Raw genomic sequence first — 17,332 nt, forward strand, 5'->3', positions numbered from 1 at the left:
TGCCTGAGACTACAGGCTAAGACCGTCCCGCAGAAATAATACTCGGAACGGAAGCCAATTTTTCACACATCAAAAAATACAATTTTTCTCCACGGAGAAAAATTGTATTTTTGTTTTGTCCCAACTTTTTTCCTTTTAAACTCAAAATAAAAAAGCTGGATAGTTGCCAGCTTTTTAAAAGGATTATATACCGTATGCAGCAAGCTCTCTACGAACATCTGATAATACTTTTTCACATTCTTTTACAAGATGGCCAGGGAATACTTCATCTGTGTATTCAACGCCGTGTGGATAATAGTATTTTCCGATTGCAGGCTTATTAATGTTTAAAGTGGCATTAAGAGCACCTACATCACCTGATACTGCGTTACAAAAAACACGTAAATAAAAACGGCCTTCACGGACATCATAACAACGGTCAAATGCCATACGGTCATAATCCCATGCACCATGGCACTCTAAACCGAATTTGCCCATTACTGTCGTTAAAACTTCTTGATCAACCTTTACATTTTCGAGTTGTGTGTCTTCAAAATACATTTCGTAATCCTCCTTTTGCCTAACATACATAAGTATATGGTCAAATTTAATAATAGAACAAAATGGTAATCGATGCAATGACAACATTGTGTCATCGTCACCAAAATTGGTATAATTATACTAAGTAAAAAGGTGTGTGGGGGGACTTCTATGAAGGTGATGTTTCAAATATTAATTGTAGCGACATGTCTTGTAATTATTGTCTATTATACCGAGGGGAACTCACCACAAACGGAATTATTGGAAGGACCGCCTGTCATAACAAAACCGATTGCTGATGTAGAAACACAACAGAGAGATATTGAAAATCTACCGCGTCCGACAACTGGTATTTCCACATTTATCGGGAGATCACCAAAAGATATTTTGGAAACTTATGATCGACCTAATCGCATTGATCAATCAGAATTTGGCTATGAATGGTGGATTTATCACGTAAAGGATGAGCTGTTAATGGTTAGTATAAAGAATGAGAAAGTTAACCAAATTTATACGAATAATAAGAGCTTTCCTATAAATCCCTTTGTAATAGGGCAAACATTGGATGAAATCTACCGATCGACTGTTTTTGGCCAGGAGATAACTGTGGAGATTGATGAAAATATGTATATTTTCGCAATGAATGAACAAGATTTACATAATAGAATTTTAGTGAAATATGAAGATCTATACGCGCAACTCTATATAGATGGAATCACAAAACAATTGCATGGGGTGCGCTTTTTGGATGGAGAAACACTCGTATTGCATAAACCTTATGAAATGCAGTTTTTTGGAGAACTCTATGAAGCAAGTACTCCTTCAAGCTATATGCAAATTGATATAAACTTGGCTAACAGAAGGCAACTGACCGACTTGGCGAATTCCTTTCGTATAAAATATGACTTACCAGCATTATTGCCGTTAGACACGCTCTCCTCATTGGCCAGTGAAAACAGCGAGGATATGTTTTTACAGATGATGGAGGTTTATACGGTTGATGAAGAATATTCATTTGAACAGCAATTAAATGAAATACAGCAGGAATATGAGAAGCATGGAGTGAATGTTGCGGCAAATTATAAAGATACAATCGAGGTATTACACGGCTGGCTAAACTCCAAAGAGCACCGGGCACTATTGATAGATAACCAATTTACGCATATTGGTTCGGGAGCTTATATGAATTACTTTACGCAACTGTACGTTCAGCAAAAATAAAATATTGAAAATTAAACGCTGCATTTGTAGCGTTTTTTTATTGTCTTCATAAAGTATGGTAAGGAGTGAAACCGTGCAAATTGGAGAATTAATTAAAGATTGGCCTTGCACTATGAAGGGCTCCATTAGAGTGGAAATAAATCGAGTGGAAGATAACGCCAACCATATTTTACCTGGAGATATTTTTATTGCAAGGAAGGGAAATAAATCGAGCGGTATTTCTTTTATCGATAGTGCTTTGGAAAAAGGGGCCGTTGCCGTAGTTGTAGATGATGAAGCGTATTTTAATACGTCTGAATTATCAGTTCCGATTATTTGGGTACCAAATTGTTTAAGCTTTATAGCCTATGCGAGTGCAAAAATGTATCATTTCCCTGCGGAAGCATTAAAGGTAATTGCGGTGACAGGAACAAATGGCAAAACAACTGTCACGCATTTTATAGGGCAAATTTTGAATCTCCTTAATAATAGAACAATGGTAATTGGAACGAATGGTGTTTTTATAAATGGAGAAAAAAGCTATCCGGAAATGGAATCATTAACTACGCTGCAAGCAAAAAATATCCATTTTTTATTCAGTGAAGCAATCCGTCTTGAGATTCCGTACGTCATTTTAGAAGCATCTTCTATAGGACTGGAAAAACATCGATTGGATTATTGTGATATTGATATCGGTATTTTTTTAAATGTAACGGAAGATCATATTGAAGACCATGGAAGCTTTGAAAGATATAAAATGTCGAAGCAAATTTTAGCAACATTGGCTAAAAGGAATATTATTAATAGTGATGACAGTGTTTGTCGTTCAATCGGTTTAGCAACTAAGGGCAAGCGTATTTTCTTTGGGAAAGGGAGCCATGTCGATTATTTTCTGCAAACGCTGGTCGATGGTCCATCTTCCACTACGTGCTGTATTCAACATAAAAAAGAAAAGCATATTGTGAATATTCCCTTAGTAGGGGACTATCAATGCAGTAATGTTCTTGCTGCTATTACCTGTGTAAATCAATTAGACTTTCCTTTGGGGGATATTTGTAGCGCGGCTCAAAAACTACTATTGCCAGAAGGGAGATTTGAAAAGGTAGAAAATCAATTAGGTATATCAATCATCGTGGATTATGCCCATACCCCTGATGCAATGAAGATGATTTTACAGACGTTAAAAAAGCATACGACAGGCAGATTAATTGTTGTATTTAGCTGTGGAGGAAACCGGGATCGGGCTAAACGTCCGAAGATGGGAATGATTGCGTCTATATATGCGGATTATATTATTTTAACGACCGATAATGCGCGTGATGAAAGTCCACAGCTTATTAATAAGCAAATTCGGCAAGGCTTCTCTTCCACACAATCCTATATTGAGCGATTGAATCGAAAAGAAGCAATTGAGCATGCACTAAACTATGCAGAAGCTGGAGATACAATCGTTCTATTAGGAAAAGGTCATGAAAAAACGCAGCAAATCGGTGATAAACAGAAGTATTTTTCTGATAAGGCATTTGTCCGAGAGATGGTAAAACAATTGGAAAAGCGAGTTTAACAAGATTGATTTTCCTTTCATTTCTGTTATGATTAAAATGAGATGGGAGGAATAAACAATGCTCATGACTTCTGATTGGGTTTTTATTTTAGATGAGGTCGATGAATTAAGTGCGATGATCCTTTCTTCTAAACAAGCCGAAAACTTACGCCTTGCAAAGCAAGCGGTATATGAGGATATAGAATTAAGCGCACAAATTATGGCCTTTCAACGTTTAAAAGATCAATATGAGGATGTACAGCGCTTTGGCAAATATCATCCTGATTACAATACAATTATGAAAAAAATCCGAACAGAAAAGCGTCGGATTGATATGATCGAACAGATTGCGACATTAAAGGTTGCAGAAAATGATTTTCAAGATCTACTGGATGAAATCAGCTTGATTATCGGACACTCCGTTTCAGAAGCAGTTAAAGTTCCGGTAAGCAATCCCTTTTTCGCGAGTAGTTCTTCTTGTGGCACAGGTTGTGGCACAGGTGGAGGATGTTCTTGTTCGGCTTAACAATAGAAAAACAAAAGCTCCCGTTTTTTTAGGGAGCTTTTGTTTTATTCTGGAATAGATGCGTATTACTGTGAAATTTTTTGAATTAATACTTCAGCTACATCCGGGCGATTTGTTACAATTCCCATTGCGCCTTGACGAAGCAGGCGGTTCATCGTCACTAAATCATCAATATCGCTATAAATTGTCGGTACATTTAATTCCGATAAAAACTTTACAAAACGCGGTGAATCAAAATTGAACACGCCCTGTTTAAGTGGGACTACAAATAAATCAACTTTCGGATGGTATAAATGGCCGAATTGACTTGTAAATGAAGTCATTGCCTTTTTAATATCTCCCTCACCTGCACCTAGTGCGATGCGGTTTTGTGCATACAGATTGAAGCGGTCAATTTGTTCGCTATAAGGGCTGGAAACGATAATTTGATATTGAATATCTAATTCTTCTATTAAGCGCCATAGTTTAGAAGGCATTAAACTTCCTTCATACGTATCTGGACTATCCTGAATGTTAACGATAAACAATTTGTCTGGATATGATTCAAACAACTCTCGTAACGTAACTGCAGTAACCTGCTGTTCCCTATAAGGGAATGAACCGTCTAAATCCTCAAAATTATAACCAATATTAAACTCTTTTAATTGTTCGAATGTAAAGTCTTTCACAAAACCAGAGCCATTTGTTGTACGATCTATCGTTTCGTCATGAAAAGCAATAATTTCTTCATCTTTTGAAAGACGGACACTGACTGTAAAACCATCGACACCAATTTTTTTAGCTTGATCAAAGGCAAGCAAAGAATGTTCAGGTGCTAAACCAGCTCCACCGTGTTGTGCGATAATTATTGGACGTTCAAACTGCAATGCTTCTTTTGATTCACGTTTTTGTGGTTTCGAAATCGCTTTTGTTCCTGCCCATGCCGCTGCGCTTGCCGCAGCAATTGCTAAAGCAACTTTTGTTTTCTTTCCCATTAAATTCGTCCTCCTCTGACCGTACATTGTTCATTGTAAGTTAGGTGCAAAATATAAGGTGTTGAAATCTTAGATTAATATAGTGTGTTCATAACACGCTACTATTTTCCATTATAACGGAAAATAAGTGCAACTGTCTAAACTCTGTTGCTAACAAATTGTACATTTGGTATGCTTTTATTGGATAAGAAGGTAGAAAAACAGAGGGAATTTGCAGAAATTTGTTGTATGAATTGGCTAAATATAAATTTTTTTATAGAAGAAATGGGGAGTTTTCCATGAATGAAAGACAAGGGTTAATTATATACGTTCATCAATTAAAGCACGCGAAGTCGCTAAGAAAGTATGGACATGTAAATTTCATCTCAAGAAAATTAAAGTATGTTGTAATTTATTGCAATCGAGATGAAATTGAAACGCTGAAAAACAAATTACAACGTCTTCCATTTGTGAAAGACGTTGTAGAATCGTACCGCCCATTTGTAAAAAATGAATTTGAAAATGCAAAGCCAGATAAAGCAAAAGAATACGATTATAAAATCGGTTTATAATGGCTTATTGCATTGGTGGTATATAATGATTTAATCGTAAAATTCCAATTAGGTATTGATAAAATTGATTTTTTTCCGAAAAAATAGATGAGTGTTTAATTTCGAAAATATTTTCCTGCTGTCCAGCTTCCTGGACCGTTTGTTTAAATATTTGGATTCGCTTCGAAAGTTTTTCCTCATTGTAGGGAATCCCTTCGCGGCAAATATAAATTGGCATGAATTTGCTTTCACCTGATGGTTTAAATGCAACGGCAAGTGAAGCAACAGTAGCACCCTCATGGTTCGCAGTAAAAATGAACGCGTTATGGAATCGAGGCTCATTTGTTTTAATTAGTTCACAAAGCTCGTAAATATCTCCGTAGCCTTGACCTAGTTCGATAAATTGCTGAATCAATTATAGCACTTCCTTTCTTTACAATAGTATCATGATGCAGGAGGATAGGCACATGAAAATTGCCGTAAGTATTTTTTCATTTTTAGCCGTATTAATTGGAACTGTGCTTTTTATGCAGTTCCAAGTTTATTCAGATGAAGTTGGGAGTGTAGATAAAGGCTACAATTATTCACAGGAAATTGAAATAGTATATCGGGGGGAAAGCTTGGATATTCGGCAACATTTCAAAAACTTGCCGAAAGAAGAGCTAACAATAGAATGGCCGCGAAGCTCGATTAACCCGAATTGCTTTATAGAAAATGAACATAGCTGTGCACGCTTAAGTGAGGACTCCAAGAAGTTTAAAGAAGGGGAAACGAGGGCACAATCTATTTCCTACGTTATTCCATTGGAGAATGGGCTGCAGTCGCGAAAGTTAATGAAAAATGTATTTGCCTCATTAAAAGATGGCAATGTTCAGTTTTCAACTATACATATTACGACGGAACAGGAAATTGAAGGTCAGTGGGTAACAGGAATACCTTTAATTGGGGAGCAAAAACTATCTTTAGTCAACTATTCTATGTTCAGTGGGGAAGGTCCCGTTAAAGATCTATTCTGGCAAGATGGCGGATTTGATTTGCAAAATAAGATAGGCGCTTTATCCATCTATTCTAAAACTCCATTAAAGCCTGCGTTTTATGAGAAATTGGAAAATGTAAAATTTTTAAGTGAAGAGCATTTAGCAGTTATTAACGGTACAAACATCGATGGTATGGAAGGATTCCGTATGCTCTTTTTGCCAGACATTACCGTAGCGAAAGTACAGCAAAAGGTCATTATTTCTCAGCTTGAAACAACTTATGATTTTGGAGAGAGTCCACACTGGCTTAAGGAGATGGTCGCATCATTTTTAACTGGTGAGATTTTTGGAAGTGAAAAAACGAAATATATCTCTTCGACAGTTACCGCTCAAATGACGGATGAACAGTTAGAAGAGTGGAGAGAGCGTTTACGTGAAATGGAAGGCGAAGCTCTAAACGTGGAATCATTGGATGCCCTATTGTCTGAAGTTTTAGGAGCTTCCACAAAGTTTTTAACGATGAATGCCCAACTGGATAAGCGATACCCATTTTTATATAATGACCCAAGAGAAATTTATGTGAACTTAAAAAAACAATCCGATGTTCAGGTTATTTTGAAAGATGCTGAAGTTCTATATTCTGCAGATTCATTATTAAAACATTTAGGGTATGATGTGAGTATTGGGGAAAATGGGTATTATGTTACGAGTGAGACTCGTGCTTTCCGATTCCCAAATGATCCGGGATTCTATGTATTCAACCAAAGACGATACAACACGGTTTCACTGCCGATTAAACAAGTTGCGGGACAGTACTTTATTGAAGAGTCATGGTTACAGCGCCTATTTTTAGTCGAAATAAATAAATCGAGTAATCGTCTTACAATTACGGAACCTGGAAATTAGTTATTAGAAAGTTTGGTGGAAATCATGCGCGTTGTTGCAGGAAACAGAAAAGGTATGCCTTTAAAGGCGATTGCGGGAAATACGACACGTCCTACTACAGATAAAGTAAAAGAATCCATTTTTAATATGATAGGACCATTCTTTAATGGCGGTACTGCGGTGGATTTATTTGCAGGTAGTGGAGGTCTTGGGATTGAAACGTTAAGTCGCGGGGCTGCGCATGCTATATTTATCGAGAAGGACGCACGGGCTTTTCAAGTGCTACAGGAAAATATAAAAAAATGCCGCTATGAAGAGATAACGGAACTTTTCAGAACAGATGCAATGCGTGCGGTAAAGGCACTACTAAAAAGAGATATCGTCATTGACTATTTGTTTGTGGATCCGCCCTATCATAAAAAAGAATATTATGATTTAGTGGAGACTCTTGTAGAAGGCGGGAAATTGGCCGAAGATGCTATCATTATGTGTGAACATTCTACAGAAGTGACATTGCCGGAAAAATATGGGGTCTTCAGCCTTGCGAGGCAAGAAGTTTATGGCAGCACAATCATTTCGATTTATCGTCATGTAGAGGAAGAGGGAGAAGTCGTTTGACAGAGAAAATTGCAGTAGTACCTGGAAGTTTTGACCCAATAACAAATGGCCATATTGACATTATCCGTCGTGCAGCAGATGTATTTGATATTGTATATGTTGCTGTATTGAATAATTCATCAAAGAATCCATTGTTTTCGATTGAAGAACGTACCGCATTAATATCAGAAGTGACAAAGGATTTGCCGAATATTCGAATTGAAACTTCATCGGGACTGCTTATTGATTATGCGCGCGAAAAAAAAGCAAAAGCAATCGTCCGTGGGTTGCGTGCTGTTTCGGATTTTGAGTATGAAATGCAAATTACATCGATGAACCGTGTGCTTGATGAAAATATTGAAACGTTCTTTATTATGTCAAAGAACCAATATTCTTTTTTAAGTTCCAGCATTGTTAAGGAAGTAGCAAAGTATGGTGGTAAAGTGGGCGAGCTTGTACCAGCTGTCGTCGATAAAGCATTAAAAGAAAAATTTAATCACTAATAAAAGCTTTTGCGGACGAGAAAAATTCTCCGCAAAAGCTTTTTTTTTGTGGAATTTCCGCTAAATTTCTTCTATAGAAAAAATAAAGCAAATAAGAGTGGAATGACAATGCTGTATAGAACCCGAATCATAATATAAGGACGTATGGCAATGTTGGCAGTGCGTGCGATGACGATTACTTGTAAGTGAATACTTAAACTTTGAGTAGTTAATAATACAACTGTAAAAAACAACAGCATATCACCGTACAAATGTTGATGAAGTAAAAATAAACCATTTGTCATTTCAAGAAAGCTTGCAATTGCAAGTTCCAAATAGGCAGGAATTGAATCAAATACGACTTCAACACTATGTAAAAACACGTGATAAATCGTTGTAAAAAAAATAATCGTTGTTGCTACAATTAAAATAGTCGGAGCACTTTCCCGAACGCTTGTAGTAAAAGGGGTTGGATCCTTAGGTACTCTTTGAACTTCATTGGAAAGTGTAGGGACTTTTAAATATACGATGATCAGCAAAATGAATGAAAAGCTATGTAAAAGAAGTAAATATTGCCAACTAAGAGTAGTAGAATTTAATAGGTCACTACCGACGAATCCAAATAAAAAAAGAGGGCTTGGACAATGGCATATTCCGAGTAAATAGGCTGCTTGCTTTTTTGTAATCGAATTACGCTTCACGAGTTGCGTAATTGTCGCCGCACCTGTAGGATATCCCCCTATTGCACTGATTCCATACGTCTGTAAAAATACAAGAAAAGATATATTTTTGTGGGAATGAGTTAATTTCAAAAGCCAATTTGTTAATACTAAGTAAGGTAATAAGTATGGGAATAAAGCCTCCATAAATAGGCTGACGCCAATATCTGCACCTTCATGAGTAATTTCTGGGAAAAATAATAATAAACTAATTAATGCAATACATAAAAGGATTGTCCAAATAATTTTCATCCTTTTCAATATTTTGTCATTCGCTCGTTCAAATGCTACACTAATTGTATGCAGACAACGATTGAATTAGTCTTTCAACAATTTGGGGGCGTTCTAAAAAATGGAAAGTAAAGGGAAATATGCATTCGGTATTTTTTTCATAATATTAATGGGCTTATCTTTTTACAGGTTAGATTTTTATATAACTAAACCGGGTGGTACATATAATGTAAGTGATTTTCTGGCAATTCAGAATGGCGACCAGGATGATCAGGGATCATTTTTTATGACGACTGTAGCGATGGGGCAGGCAACACCACTTTCCTACGCGATGGCGGCTGTAACAGATTATTATGATGTCGTTAAAATGACCGACGTGCGTCAGGAAGAAGAAGATGATGAAGAATACACTGTGCGCCAATTAAAATATATGACCGATTCGCAATTTAATGCGACATATGTAGCGTTCAACCGAGCTGGTCTTGATTATCAAGTCACATATAAAGGGTTATACGTTTTAAATGTGCTTGCGCAAGGTGCAGCAGACGGTCATTTGAAGCCGGGGGACGAAATTGTCGAAGTGGACAATATGCGGATTGATAGCTTAGAGACGTTTCGTACCATTGTAACACCGAAAGTTAAGGGCGATAAGATTCACCTTGTTGTAAAACGTGATGGAGAGCTTATTGATCAAAATTTGGAGATAAAAGAAATACCAGGCTCAGAAGGACGGGTTGGGATCGGGATAACTTACTCTGAAAGTAAATCCATTAAAACCGACCCGAAAGTGACAGTAAAAACAGAAGATATTGGTGGTCCATCTGCAGGGTTAATGTTTACGTTAGAGCTGTTAAATCAATTAATCGATGAAGATATTACAAAGGGCTATGAAATTGCAGGTACTGGTGAAATGTTGGAGGATGGGACAGTTGGAAGAATTGGAGGTATTGAGAAAAAGGTTGTTTCTGCCGATAAAGAAGGAATCGACATTTTCTTTGCACCTGACGATACCATAACAGAAGCAATGCTTGAGTATAACCCGAGCATTACCTCAAATTATGAAGTCGCAGTTCAAACAGCAGCAGTCATTGAATCAGACATGAAAATTGTTCCTGTAAAAACGATTGATGATGCTTTAAACTATTTGAATAACCTACAACCAAAAAAATAGCTACAAGCGTATAGGCGGAGTTTTATAATCTTCGTCTATTTTTTTATTTGAAAATTGCTGTATGCCTAATTGGTACATTTGTGTGGCACGTATATCAATTGACAATATCGGATCTGTAATAGCTGCTACTCTGCTTATAAGTGGTAGCGTTACAGATTTCTTAATGCTTGAAATATATTGCTGTCCCTTTGTTGTCATACCTAATATACGAATGTAGCTAGGGCTTGAAAAGGCATGTAGTTGCTCTTTCGTTATACCTGTATAAATATGCAAAAGCATCCTTTGAAGACGTGTCCATGTATAGCGCTTTGATTTTAGCGCATTCATGAAATCCATATAATTTGAGCTTGAAGCTGCATATTTAATTAATGAATTTTCAAGCCCTTCTGATACATCTGCATACTGTTTTAATTGCTGCGGAGTATGTCTTAAAATAGCATATTTCATTAAAGGCCAAAAGCTTTCCCAGCTGGCAAAATTCTGATGTTCTTTCTGCCAAATTTGAAGTTGCTCCATGCTGGCGGAAGGTAAATATTTCGTTACTTCTTGGAGCGATTGTCCACTGAATAACGCTTGGCGAATACCTGTGGCACTTGCAATTTCATGATTCGTATCTATGGCGTCATGATAGCCAGCTATGATGCGCTGAACGGTAGCAGGCTGCATCGAGCAATTAAGTTGCTTTATAGCTTCTACATAATGAAACCCTAAAATATTGTTCGGTTTACCTAAATCAATGTATGCATTTGGGGAAAGTTGTTTAAGCTGTTCGTAGGCAATAAAGAGTGCTTGTGGGTAGCTTTTACCGAGTTGAATATTTTCTTTAATAATTTCGTTATAGCGTGCACGATTGTTTTCTATTAAATGATAAGTGTTGAGAAAGGGCTCAATGGTACCTTGTTCGCTTCCAAATGCCAATGTTGTACATTGCATTGCCTCTAACAGTTGTACAGCGCCTGAAGCAAATCCTGTGGCCTGTGCGGTACTGAAAATATAAGGTAGCTCAATGACAACATCAACGCCGCTTGCAAGTGCCATTTTTGTGCGGTGCCATTTATCGACGAGTGCGGGTTCGCCTCGCTGTAAAAAATGACCGCTCATCACTGCAACGGCAACGTCGCTATTTGTTGTACGTTTCGCTTCTTTTACATGATGTAAGTGCCCGTTATGAAAAGGATTATATTCAACGATAATGCCGACTGCTTGCATAAACTTCCTCCTTACGATAAAATAAATTTTTGTTCACATTATTACGCATTTATAAATGAATGTAATAATGCATTGTGTTAGAATTAACTTGATTATAAGCATGTTTTAAAAGAGTGACAAGAAATTATCTTGACATCTTTTTTTGTAAGCTATATAATCAACAGTGTTGTCTCGAGGTGATTAACGAATGAAATGGTCAATTCATCAATTATCAAAGTTTCGAAAAGACGGAATGCCGATTGATACTTATGTACAATTGGATGATGTAAAAACTCGTAACACAGATATACGTAACGTTTCACCCGTTCATGTAAAAGGGCTTTGTACTTTAGGTGCATCGCAAATGACTTGTCAATTAACGGTAAGCACTACGTTGACGCTTCCATGTGCTCGCACGTGGGAAGATGTTGAATATCCTGTGAACATCGATACAGTTGAAATTTTCAGTTGGGTAGATGAAGAAAATCGCGGGGATATCGAAGGCGATATTCATTATGTTGTTGGAGACGTCGTAGATATGAAACCAGTCCTAGAAGAATTAATTCTTCTGGAAGTACCGATGCAAGTATTCAAAGAGGATACCGAAGGACAAGTGCAAGGCGGTAAAGGCTGGGCCTATTCAACGGATGAAGATGTAGAAAAAGCTAAGGAAGTTGACGAACCAAAATTGGATCCAAGACTGGCTGCTTTAGCTAAGTATTTTGATCAAACAGATGAATAAATATCTGTAAGGAGGTGCCATCAATGGCTGTACCATTTAGAAGAACTTCTAAAACTGCAAAAAGAAAGCGTCGTACGCATTTCAAATTATCTGTACCTGGTATGGTAGCTTGCCCAAACTGTGGAGAAGCTAAATTATCTCACCGCGTTTGCAAAGCTTGCGGACAATACAAAGGTAAAGAAGTAGTAGCGAAATAATTCAGTATTTACGCTATATAAAGACTAGTTAAGAGGCCATGGCTCTTAACTAGTCTTTTTTCTATATATTCATGGTTTTGCACGGATAGATTGTCAAACGATTCATGCTCCATTACTATTATGTTAGATTGTAAAATAGCAAAATATATTTTCTGCTATATTATAAATAAAAGGGGATGGGCTGATGGATTACTTAATTCATAATGAAGACGGAATTATGACGTTTACGATTAATCGTGAAGAAAAACGAAATGCAATTAACTATGCTGTTATGGATGGATTGAAAGAAGTTATTACATACATAAAAAATCACGATGATGTACGTTTTCTAGTTGTCACGGGTGCAGGTGAAAAATCATTTTGTTCAGGTGGGGATTTATCCGAGTTCCATAGTTTAGAAACCGAAGAAGAAGCTTTCGGTATGCTCAATAAAATGGGGCAGATTTTATATGATTTAGCTACATTGCCAGTTCCGACAATTGCATTAATAAATGGTGCTGCTGTAGGGGGTGGCTGTGAAATTGCGACAGCATGTGATTTTCGCTTAATGGCCTCTCATGCAAAAGCTGGATTCATTCAAGGCTCTTTAGCGATTACGTCGGGATGGGGCGGTGGAACGTATTTATTTGAGCGGGGGTTACGCCATGACCGCGCATTGAAGATGTTGGTTGATGCAAAGCCGTATGATGCACAAACATTATTTGATATTGGTTGGGCAATGCGAGTATATATTGAAGGGACAAAAGAACAGGCGCTTGCAGATTTTATCGAACATATGGCGAAAATCCATCCTTCTGTCCACCAAGCCTATAAAGAAATTGAATTAAGAAAATGGCGTGAGCGCAATATGTATGAGCGTGTTATGGAAGAAATCAGACTATGTGCAAAGCTATGGGAGTCTGAAGCACACCATCAGGCGGTACAGAATTTTTTGAACAAGAAAAAATAAAACTTTATAAGAGATTGGAATTGAGTGGGAGCGAGTCCTGAGTGAATCATGCAACCCGAAATGACAATCAATTCCCCTGGTTACGATGAAAACTATTTTTCTCGTAACTTTTTTTGTTTTTAAGTCTATTTCGTTCATCATGGCATATAGTAGTAAAAAATATGAGGTGGTGCAACTGTGGAACAAAAAAGAAGGAAAGATCAATGGACAATTGCAGATGATGAAAAGTTAGCTGAAATTGTTATTCAAACGGTACAGAATGGACGTACACAATTAGAAGCGTTTGAAGAGGCAGCACAGCAATTAAACCGGACAAAACAAGCATGTGGTTTTCGTTGGAATAAAACATTACGTGCGCAGTATGGACAGGTGTTAAATAGCGTCAGAAAGCGTCCTAAGCAATTAATGCGCAGTCATCTTAAATTAGCCCTATCCAGCTTCGAAGAACTGACAGAGGCATATAACGATCTGGAAATGAAATATTCAGAACTACAGTCGGATTATGACAAAATTTCAAAGTGGCTTCAGCAAGGAGTTACTTTGACAAAAGGGAAAACAAATTGAAGGAAAAGATACAATAGATAGAAATAAAATTATTTTACGAGAAAATAATTGTAATTAATTTTAAGGCTACTTACAATAGAAGTAGAAACATAGCGTAATAACGCGCAATTATCTTCTAACAAGGGGGCCTTTTAGTATGGCGGAAGTAAAAGCACAAATGGCAGGTACGGTATTTGAAGTAAGTGTTAAAGAAGGGGACAGTGTGACAAAGGGGCAAACACTTATTATTCTAGAATCAATGAAAATGGAAATAGCTCATGATGCAGAATCAGATGGCACAGTGGCGAAAGTTGTAGTAGCTGAAGGAGATTTTGTCGAAGAGAATGATGTATTAGTAGAACTAGCATAAGCAACGGAGGAATGATAATGACACAGCCTACTTATAATGAGCATTTACAGAAAAAAGTAGAAGAAATATATGCAGGTGGACAACAGAAATATCATGAAAAGTTAAAAGAAACTAACAAACTTTTTGTCCGTGAGCGCTTAAAACAACTATTTGACGATGGAAAATATGAAGAAGATGCTCGTTTTGCCAATTGTGAGGCTGGAGATTTACCGGCAGATGGTGTCGTAACAGCGATTGGTCAAATTGATGGACAAACTGTTTGTGTTATGGCAAATGATTCGACAATTAAAGCTGGGTCATGGGGTTCACGCACAGTTGAAAAAATTATCCGTATTCAAGAGACTGCAGAAAAAATGCAGGTTCCAATGCTTTATTTGGTTGATTCTGCAGGTGCCCGAATTACAGATCAGCTTGAAATGTTTCCGGGACGCCGTGGTGCAGGACGTATTTTCCATAACCAAGTACGTATGAGTGGTATGATCCCTCAAATATGTATTTTATTTGGTCCATCTGCTGCTGGAGGGGCATATATTCCGGCCTTTTGCGACATAGTTATTATGGTGGATGGCAATGCTTCAATGTACTTAGGATCTCCACGAATGGCTGAAAAGGTAATCGGTGAAAAGGTTTCGCTCGAAGAAATGGGTGGAGCGCGTATGCATTGTACCGTAAGTGGCTGTGGAGATGTATTAGCGGAGAATGAAGAACAGGCAATACTCGAAGCAAGACGTTACGTGAGCTATTTCCCTGCAAACTTCGCAGAGTTTCCGCCGGTTGACGACACAAAGTCTCCGAAAAGCGGTAAAACATTGGAAGAAATTATTCCTGAAAACCAAAATGCACCATTCGATATGTATGACTGTATCGATCAATTAATAGATGAAAACAGTTTCTTTGAAATAAAAAAACTATTTGCATCAGAGCTGATTACCGGTCTCGCTCGTATAGATGGTCAGGTAGTGGGGATTATTGCAAATCAGCCGAAAGTTAAAGGTGGCGTATTGTTTATAGATTCTGCGGACAAAGCGGCGAAGTTTATTACATTATGTGATGCATTTTCGATTCCGCTTTTATTTTTGGCGGACGTACCAGGCTTTATGATTGGTACGAAAGTTGAAAAGGCAGGTATTATTCGACATGGTGCGAAATTCATTTCTGCAATGAGTTCTGCGACTGTACCGAAAATTTCAGTAATTGTTCGTAAGGCTTACGGTGCAGGTCTTTATGCAATGTGTGGTCCTGCATTCGAACCTGATGCAGTCATTGCATTACCGACTGCGCAAATTGCGGTAATGGGACCGGAAGCTGCTGTAAATGCTGTTTATTCAAATAAAATTGAAGCGATTGAGGATCCAAAAGAGCGTGTGCAATTTGTAAAACAAAAAATCGAAGAATACAAAGAAGAAATTGATTTATATAAATTGGCTTCAGAAATGGTAATCGACGATATTGTTGCGCCGAATCAACTGCGCGATACATTAATTCAACGCTTTAATTACTATAATTCAAAACAAATTGCTTTACCGTATCGAAAACATCCGGTGTATCCAGTATAATAATGTTAGCTGAAGGTCTGTCTTGAAGGCAGACCTTTTTAATTCGAAATAAATTTGAGGTATAATAAAATGCGAATTGAAATCATAGGTGCAGGTGCAGTTGGTTTATTACTAGCAAGTTATTTTACGGAAAAGAAAATGGATGTATATATTGTCGGGAAACCATCAAAACAAAAGGTGAATACTGATTTTAAATATATACGTACAAATTTAGATCAATCTTTCACTACTATTCAATGTAAGTATATTTCGGCAGTTTCAAATAAAGCGGATTTAATAATCGTAGCTGTAAAATATGGACAACTTAATGAAGTGTATGCAAGTATGGAAGGTGTAAAAAACTCCATTCCTGTTTTGTTTGTGCAAAATGGATTGGCTCATTATGATGAAGCGCTTGCACTGAAAATGCAAAATATTGCGTTTTGCTCAGTTCAATTTGGTGCGCAGAAACTTTCGGAAACGCATGTTGCACATAAAGGTAATGGTGTGATGAAAGTTGCAGTAGCTAAAGGTGATAATGAAAAATTTGTTTTTTTAGAAAACCTTTCATCTCCACAGCTTCCTATCGTATTTGAGCGTGATGCAGAAGCAATGCTGATGGAAAAAGCGTTATTAAATTGTTTTATTAATCCCTTGACCGCAATTTTGAAAGTGAAGAATGGCCAATTAATCTCTGACAACAGTACTTTTTTGTTGTTGAAAAGTCTATACAGTGAAATAATATTTACATTTCCGCAATATGAAAGCACATTCCAATTTGATCAAGTTGTTGCACTATGTAAAAGGACGGCGGAAAACAATTCCTCCATGCTGGCTGACAGATTGGCTAATCGGAAAACGGAAATTGATACAATTACTGGTGCGGTCTTAAAAAAAGCAGAGCAAAATAATAAAAAAATGCCTATTTTACAGACGCTTTATTTACTCGTGAAAGCGTTTGAAGAGAGTGGTGAAAAAACGTGATCGTATTTCTTCAATTCGCGTTTGCGACAATTATTTTATGTCCGATCATTGCTTTTATCGCCGTAATGGCCGTTTGCCGTAAGCTTAGAATAAAAAAAAATAGAACAATTGGCTTAGCAGCGGATATAACGACATTCCTTTTATTTTTTTCAATTCCGATTGCGATGAGAGGACTGTGGGATATTGGAGTAATGATGCCAATGCTCATTATAGTGCTTGTTATTGCGATTATTTTTACATATATTGATTGGCGAACGAAGAAGGAGATTGAAATAAAGCCACTTTTAAGGAAAATTTGGCGTATTTATTTCCTGTTGTTCAGCTTCAGCTATTTCCTGATATGGATTGTTGGAATTACCCATTCGGTTATGGTATTTATGATGATAGATTAATTTGTGCTACTGCCTCTTTTTGCTTGTAGGTGAATGGCAAAAAGAAGAGTAAAGCATTTATAAGATTGTTTTAAAATT

At 37.2% G+C, this 17,332-nt stretch carries 21 protein-coding genes; 16 read left to right on the top strand and 5 right to left on the bottom strand.

The annotated features are described in order from the left end of the window. Positions 1–183 precede the first annotated feature (183 nt). Complete coding sequence (locus tag MKY13_RS03985; protein WP_191698525.1) at positions 184–540, bottom strand: YugN family protein; 357 nt, start codon at positions 538–540, stop codon at positions 184–186. Between the two features lie 150 nt (positions 541–690). Here MKY13_RS03985 and MKY13_RS03990 point away from each other — a divergent pair, with 150 nt between their 5' ends. The 3 genes from MKY13_RS03990 to MKY13_RS04000 are packed head-to-tail and all read left to right on the top strand — an operon-like array spanning position 691 to position 3,788. Then, positions 691–1,740, top strand: coding sequence for a CAP-associated domain-containing protein (locus MKY13_RS03990; protein WP_339215425.1), 1,050 nt, complete (start codon positions 691–693; stop codon positions 1,738–1,740). A 55-nt stretch (positions 1,741–1,795) separates the two neighbouring features. After that, on the top strand, positions 1,796–3,283 hold the full coding sequence (locus MKY13_RS03995) for a UDP-N-acetylmuramoyl-L-alanyl-D-glutamate--2,6-diaminopimelate ligase (protein ID WP_263616764.1): 1,488 nt from the start codon (positions 1,796–1,798) through the stop codon (positions 3,281–3,283). A gap of 58 nt (positions 3,284–3,341) precedes the next feature. Further along, positions 3,342–3,788 carry a YlbF family regulator gene (locus tag MKY13_RS04000; protein WP_191698522.1) on the top strand — a complete coding sequence of 149 codons (447 nt, stop codon included), beginning with the start codon at positions 3,342–3,344 and terminating at the stop codon, positions 3,786–3,788. Positions 3,789–3,853: 65 nt separating this feature from the next. Here MKY13_RS04000 and MKY13_RS04005 read toward each other — a convergent pair whose 3' ends face one another. Continuing rightward, the gene (locus MKY13_RS04005; RefSeq protein ID WP_191698521.1) at positions 3,854–4,762 is read right to left on the bottom strand and encodes a glycerophosphodiester phosphodiesterase family protein; all 909 of its coding nucleotides are present in this window, start codon (positions 4,760–4,762) and stop codon (positions 3,854–3,856) included. 278 nt (positions 4,763–5,040) lie between these two features. Between MKY13_RS04005 and MKY13_RS04010 the strand changes: the two genes are divergently transcribed. Then, positions 5,041–5,313, top strand: a complete 273-nt coding sequence (locus tag MKY13_RS04010; RefSeq protein ID WP_191698520.1) for a YlbG family protein — start codon at positions 5,041–5,043, stop codon at positions 5,311–5,313. Positions 5,314–5,317: 4 nt separating this feature from the next. Here MKY13_RS04010 and MKY13_RS04015 read toward each other — a convergent pair whose 3' ends face one another. Beyond that, positions 5,318–5,707: a methylthioribose kinase gene (locus MKY13_RS04015; protein ID WP_191698519.1), complete on the bottom strand. Its 390-nt coding sequence runs from the start codon at positions 5,705–5,707 to the stop codon at positions 5,318–5,320. Between the two features lie 52 nt (positions 5,708–5,759). Here MKY13_RS04015 and MKY13_RS04020 point away from each other — a divergent pair, with 52 nt between their 5' ends. The 3 genes from MKY13_RS04020 to coaD are packed head-to-tail and all read left to right on the top strand — an operon-like array spanning position 5,760 to position 8,254. Next, on the top strand, positions 5,760–7,175 hold the full coding sequence (locus MKY13_RS04020; protein WP_191698518.1) for an RNA polymerase II: 1,416 nt from the start codon (positions 5,760–5,762) through the stop codon (positions 7,173–7,175). A 24-nt stretch (positions 7,176–7,199) separates the two neighbouring features. Beyond that, a complete protein-coding gene (gene rsmD / locus MKY13_RS04025) occupies positions 7,200–7,772 on the top strand; it encodes a 16S rRNA (guanine(966)-N(2))-methyltransferase RsmD (RefSeq protein ID WP_191698517.1) in 573 nt (190 codons plus the stop codon). After that, positions 7,769–8,254 carry a pantetheine-phosphate adenylyltransferase gene (gene coaD, locus MKY13_RS04030; RefSeq protein WP_191698516.1) on the top strand — a complete coding sequence of 162 codons (486 nt, stop codon included), beginning with the start codon at positions 7,769–7,771 and terminating at the stop codon, positions 8,252–8,254. The genes rsmD and coaD overlap by 4 nt, the downstream gene beginning before the upstream one ends. 71 nt (positions 8,255–8,325) lie before the next feature. Here coaD and MKY13_RS04035 read toward each other — a convergent pair whose 3' ends face one another. After that, positions 8,326–9,204 carry a hypothetical protein gene (locus tag MKY13_RS04035; protein ID WP_191698515.1) on the bottom strand — a complete coding sequence of 293 codons (879 nt, stop codon included), beginning with the start codon at positions 9,202–9,204 and terminating at the stop codon, positions 8,326–8,328. Positions 9,205–9,304: 100 nt separating this feature from the next. Between MKY13_RS04035 and MKY13_RS04040 the strand changes: the two genes are divergently transcribed. Beyond that, on the top strand, positions 9,305–10,354 hold the full coding sequence (locus MKY13_RS04040) for a SepM family pheromone-processing serine protease (RefSeq protein WP_191698514.1): 1,050 nt from the start codon (positions 9,305–9,307) through the stop codon (positions 10,352–10,354). On the opposite strand, the gene MKY13_RS04045 is transcribed toward MKY13_RS04040, so the two are convergent. Then, the gene (locus tag MKY13_RS04045; RefSeq protein ID WP_191698513.1) at positions 10,355–11,563 is read right to left on the bottom strand and encodes a nucleotidyltransferase; all 1,209 of its coding nucleotides are present in this window, start codon (positions 11,561–11,563) and stop codon (positions 10,355–10,357) included. Between the two features lie 187 nt (positions 11,564–11,750). Here MKY13_RS04045 and MKY13_RS04050 point away from each other — a divergent pair, with 187 nt between their 5' ends. From MKY13_RS04050 to MKY13_RS04085, 8 genes are all read left to right on the top strand, one after another. Next, positions 11,751–12,284: a YceD family protein gene (locus MKY13_RS04050; RefSeq protein ID WP_191698512.1), complete on the top strand. Its 534-nt coding sequence runs from the start codon at positions 11,751–11,753 to the stop codon at positions 12,282–12,284. Between the two features lie 23 nt (positions 12,285–12,307). Continuing rightward, positions 12,308–12,481 carry a 50S ribosomal protein L32 gene (rpmF, locus tag MKY13_RS04055; protein WP_008403415.1) on the top strand — a complete coding sequence of 58 codons (174 nt, stop codon included), beginning with the start codon at positions 12,308–12,310 and terminating at the stop codon, positions 12,479–12,481. Between the two features lie 184 nt (positions 12,482–12,665). Next, positions 12,666–13,430 carry an enoyl-CoA hydratase/isomerase family protein gene (locus tag MKY13_RS04060; RefSeq protein WP_191698511.1) on the top strand — a complete coding sequence of 255 codons (765 nt, stop codon included), beginning with the start codon at positions 12,666–12,668 and terminating at the stop codon, positions 13,428–13,430. 177 nt (positions 13,431–13,607) lie between these two features. Next, the gene (locus MKY13_RS04065; protein ID WP_191698510.1) at positions 13,608–13,994 is read left to right on the top strand and encodes a transcriptional regulator; all 387 of its coding nucleotides are present in this window, start codon (positions 13,608–13,610) and stop codon (positions 13,992–13,994) included. A 136-nt stretch (positions 13,995–14,130) separates the two neighbouring features. Further along, a complete protein-coding gene (locus MKY13_RS04070) occupies positions 14,131–14,343 on the top strand; it encodes a biotin/lipoyl-binding carrier protein (protein ID WP_191698509.1) in 213 nt (70 codons plus the stop codon). Positions 14,344–14,360: 17 nt separating this feature from the next. Then, positions 14,361–15,899 (top strand): acyl-CoA carboxylase subunit beta, encoded by a 1,539-nt coding sequence (locus MKY13_RS04075; RefSeq protein ID WP_191698508.1) that lies wholly within the window; start codon positions 14,361–14,363, stop codon positions 15,897–15,899. Positions 15,900–15,968: 69 nt separating this feature from the next. Next, positions 15,969–16,862 (top strand): 2-dehydropantoate 2-reductase, encoded by an 894-nt coding sequence (locus MKY13_RS04080; RefSeq protein WP_191698507.1) that lies wholly within the window; start codon positions 15,969–15,971, stop codon positions 16,860–16,862. After that, positions 16,859–17,254, top strand: a complete 396-nt coding sequence (locus MKY13_RS04085; RefSeq protein WP_191698506.1) for a DUF3397 domain-containing protein — start codon at positions 16,859–16,861, stop codon at positions 17,252–17,254. The genes MKY13_RS04080 and MKY13_RS04085 overlap by 4 nt, the downstream gene beginning before the upstream one ends. Positions 17,255–17,332 lie beyond the last annotated feature (78 nt).

It is taken from the genome of Solibacillus sp. FSL W8-0372, from assembly GCF_037969735.1.
Taxonomy (GTDB): Bacteria; Bacillota; Bacilli; order Bacillales_A; family Planococcaceae; genus Solibacillus; species Solibacillus faecavium.

Bases quoted from the DNA above. Each gene is read 5' to 3' on its own strand.
- MKY13_RS03985 (WP_191698525.1), bottom strand. From the start codon at position 540: ATGTATTTTGAAGACACACAACTCGAAAATGTAAAGGTTGATCAAGAA.
- MKY13_RS03990 (WP_339215425.1), top strand. From the start codon at position 691: ATGAAGGTGATGTTTCAAATATTAATTGTAGCGACATGTCTTGTAATT.
- MKY13_RS03995 (WP_263616764.1), top strand. From the start codon at position 1,796: ATGGTAAGGAGTGAAACCGTGCAAATTGGAGAATTAATTAAAGATTGG.
- MKY13_RS04000 (WP_191698522.1), top strand. From the start codon at position 3,342: ATGCTCATGACTTCTGATTGGGTTTTTATTTTAGATGAGGTCGATGAA.
- MKY13_RS04005 (WP_191698521.1), bottom strand. From the start codon at position 4,762: ATGGGAAAGAAAACAAAAGTTGCTTTAGCAATTGCTGCGGCAAGCGCA.
- MKY13_RS04010 (WP_191698520.1), top strand. From the start codon at position 5,041: ATGAATGAAAGACAAGGGTTAATTATATACGTTCATCAATTAAAGCAC.
- MKY13_RS04020 (WP_191698518.1), top strand. From the start codon at position 5,760: ATGAAAATTGCCGTAAGTATTTTTTCATTTTTAGCCGTATTAATTGGA.
- rsmD (WP_191698517.1), top strand. From the start codon at position 7,200: ATGCGCGTTGTTGCAGGAAACAGAAAAGGTATGCCTTTAAAGGCGATT.
- MKY13_RS04035 (WP_191698515.1), bottom strand. From the start codon at position 9,204: ATGAAAATTATTTGGACAATCCTTTTATGTATTGCATTAATTAGTTTA.
- MKY13_RS04040 (WP_191698514.1), top strand. From the start codon at position 9,305: ATGGAAAGTAAAGGGAAATATGCATTCGGTATTTTTTTCATAATATTA.
- MKY13_RS04045 (WP_191698513.1), bottom strand. From the start codon at position 11,563: ATGCAAGCAGTCGGCATTATCGTTGAATATAATCCTTTTCATAACGGG.
- MKY13_RS04050 (WP_191698512.1), top strand. From the start codon at position 11,751: ATGAAATGGTCAATTCATCAATTATCAAAGTTTCGAAAAGACGGAATG.
- rpmF (WP_008403415.1), top strand. From the start codon at position 12,308: ATGGCTGTACCATTTAGAAGAACTTCTAAAACTGCAAAAAGAAAGCGT.
- MKY13_RS04060 (WP_191698511.1), top strand. From the start codon at position 12,666: ATGGATTACTTAATTCATAATGAAGACGGAATTATGACGTTTACGATT.
- MKY13_RS04070 (WP_191698509.1), top strand. From the start codon at position 14,131: ATGGCGGAAGTAAAAGCACAAATGGCAGGTACGGTATTTGAAGTAAGT.
- MKY13_RS04075 (WP_191698508.1), top strand. From the start codon at position 14,361: ATGACACAGCCTACTTATAATGAGCATTTACAGAAAAAAGTAGAAGAA.
- MKY13_RS04080 (WP_191698507.1), top strand. From the start codon at position 15,969: ATGCGAATTGAAATCATAGGTGCAGGTGCAGTTGGTTTATTACTAGCA.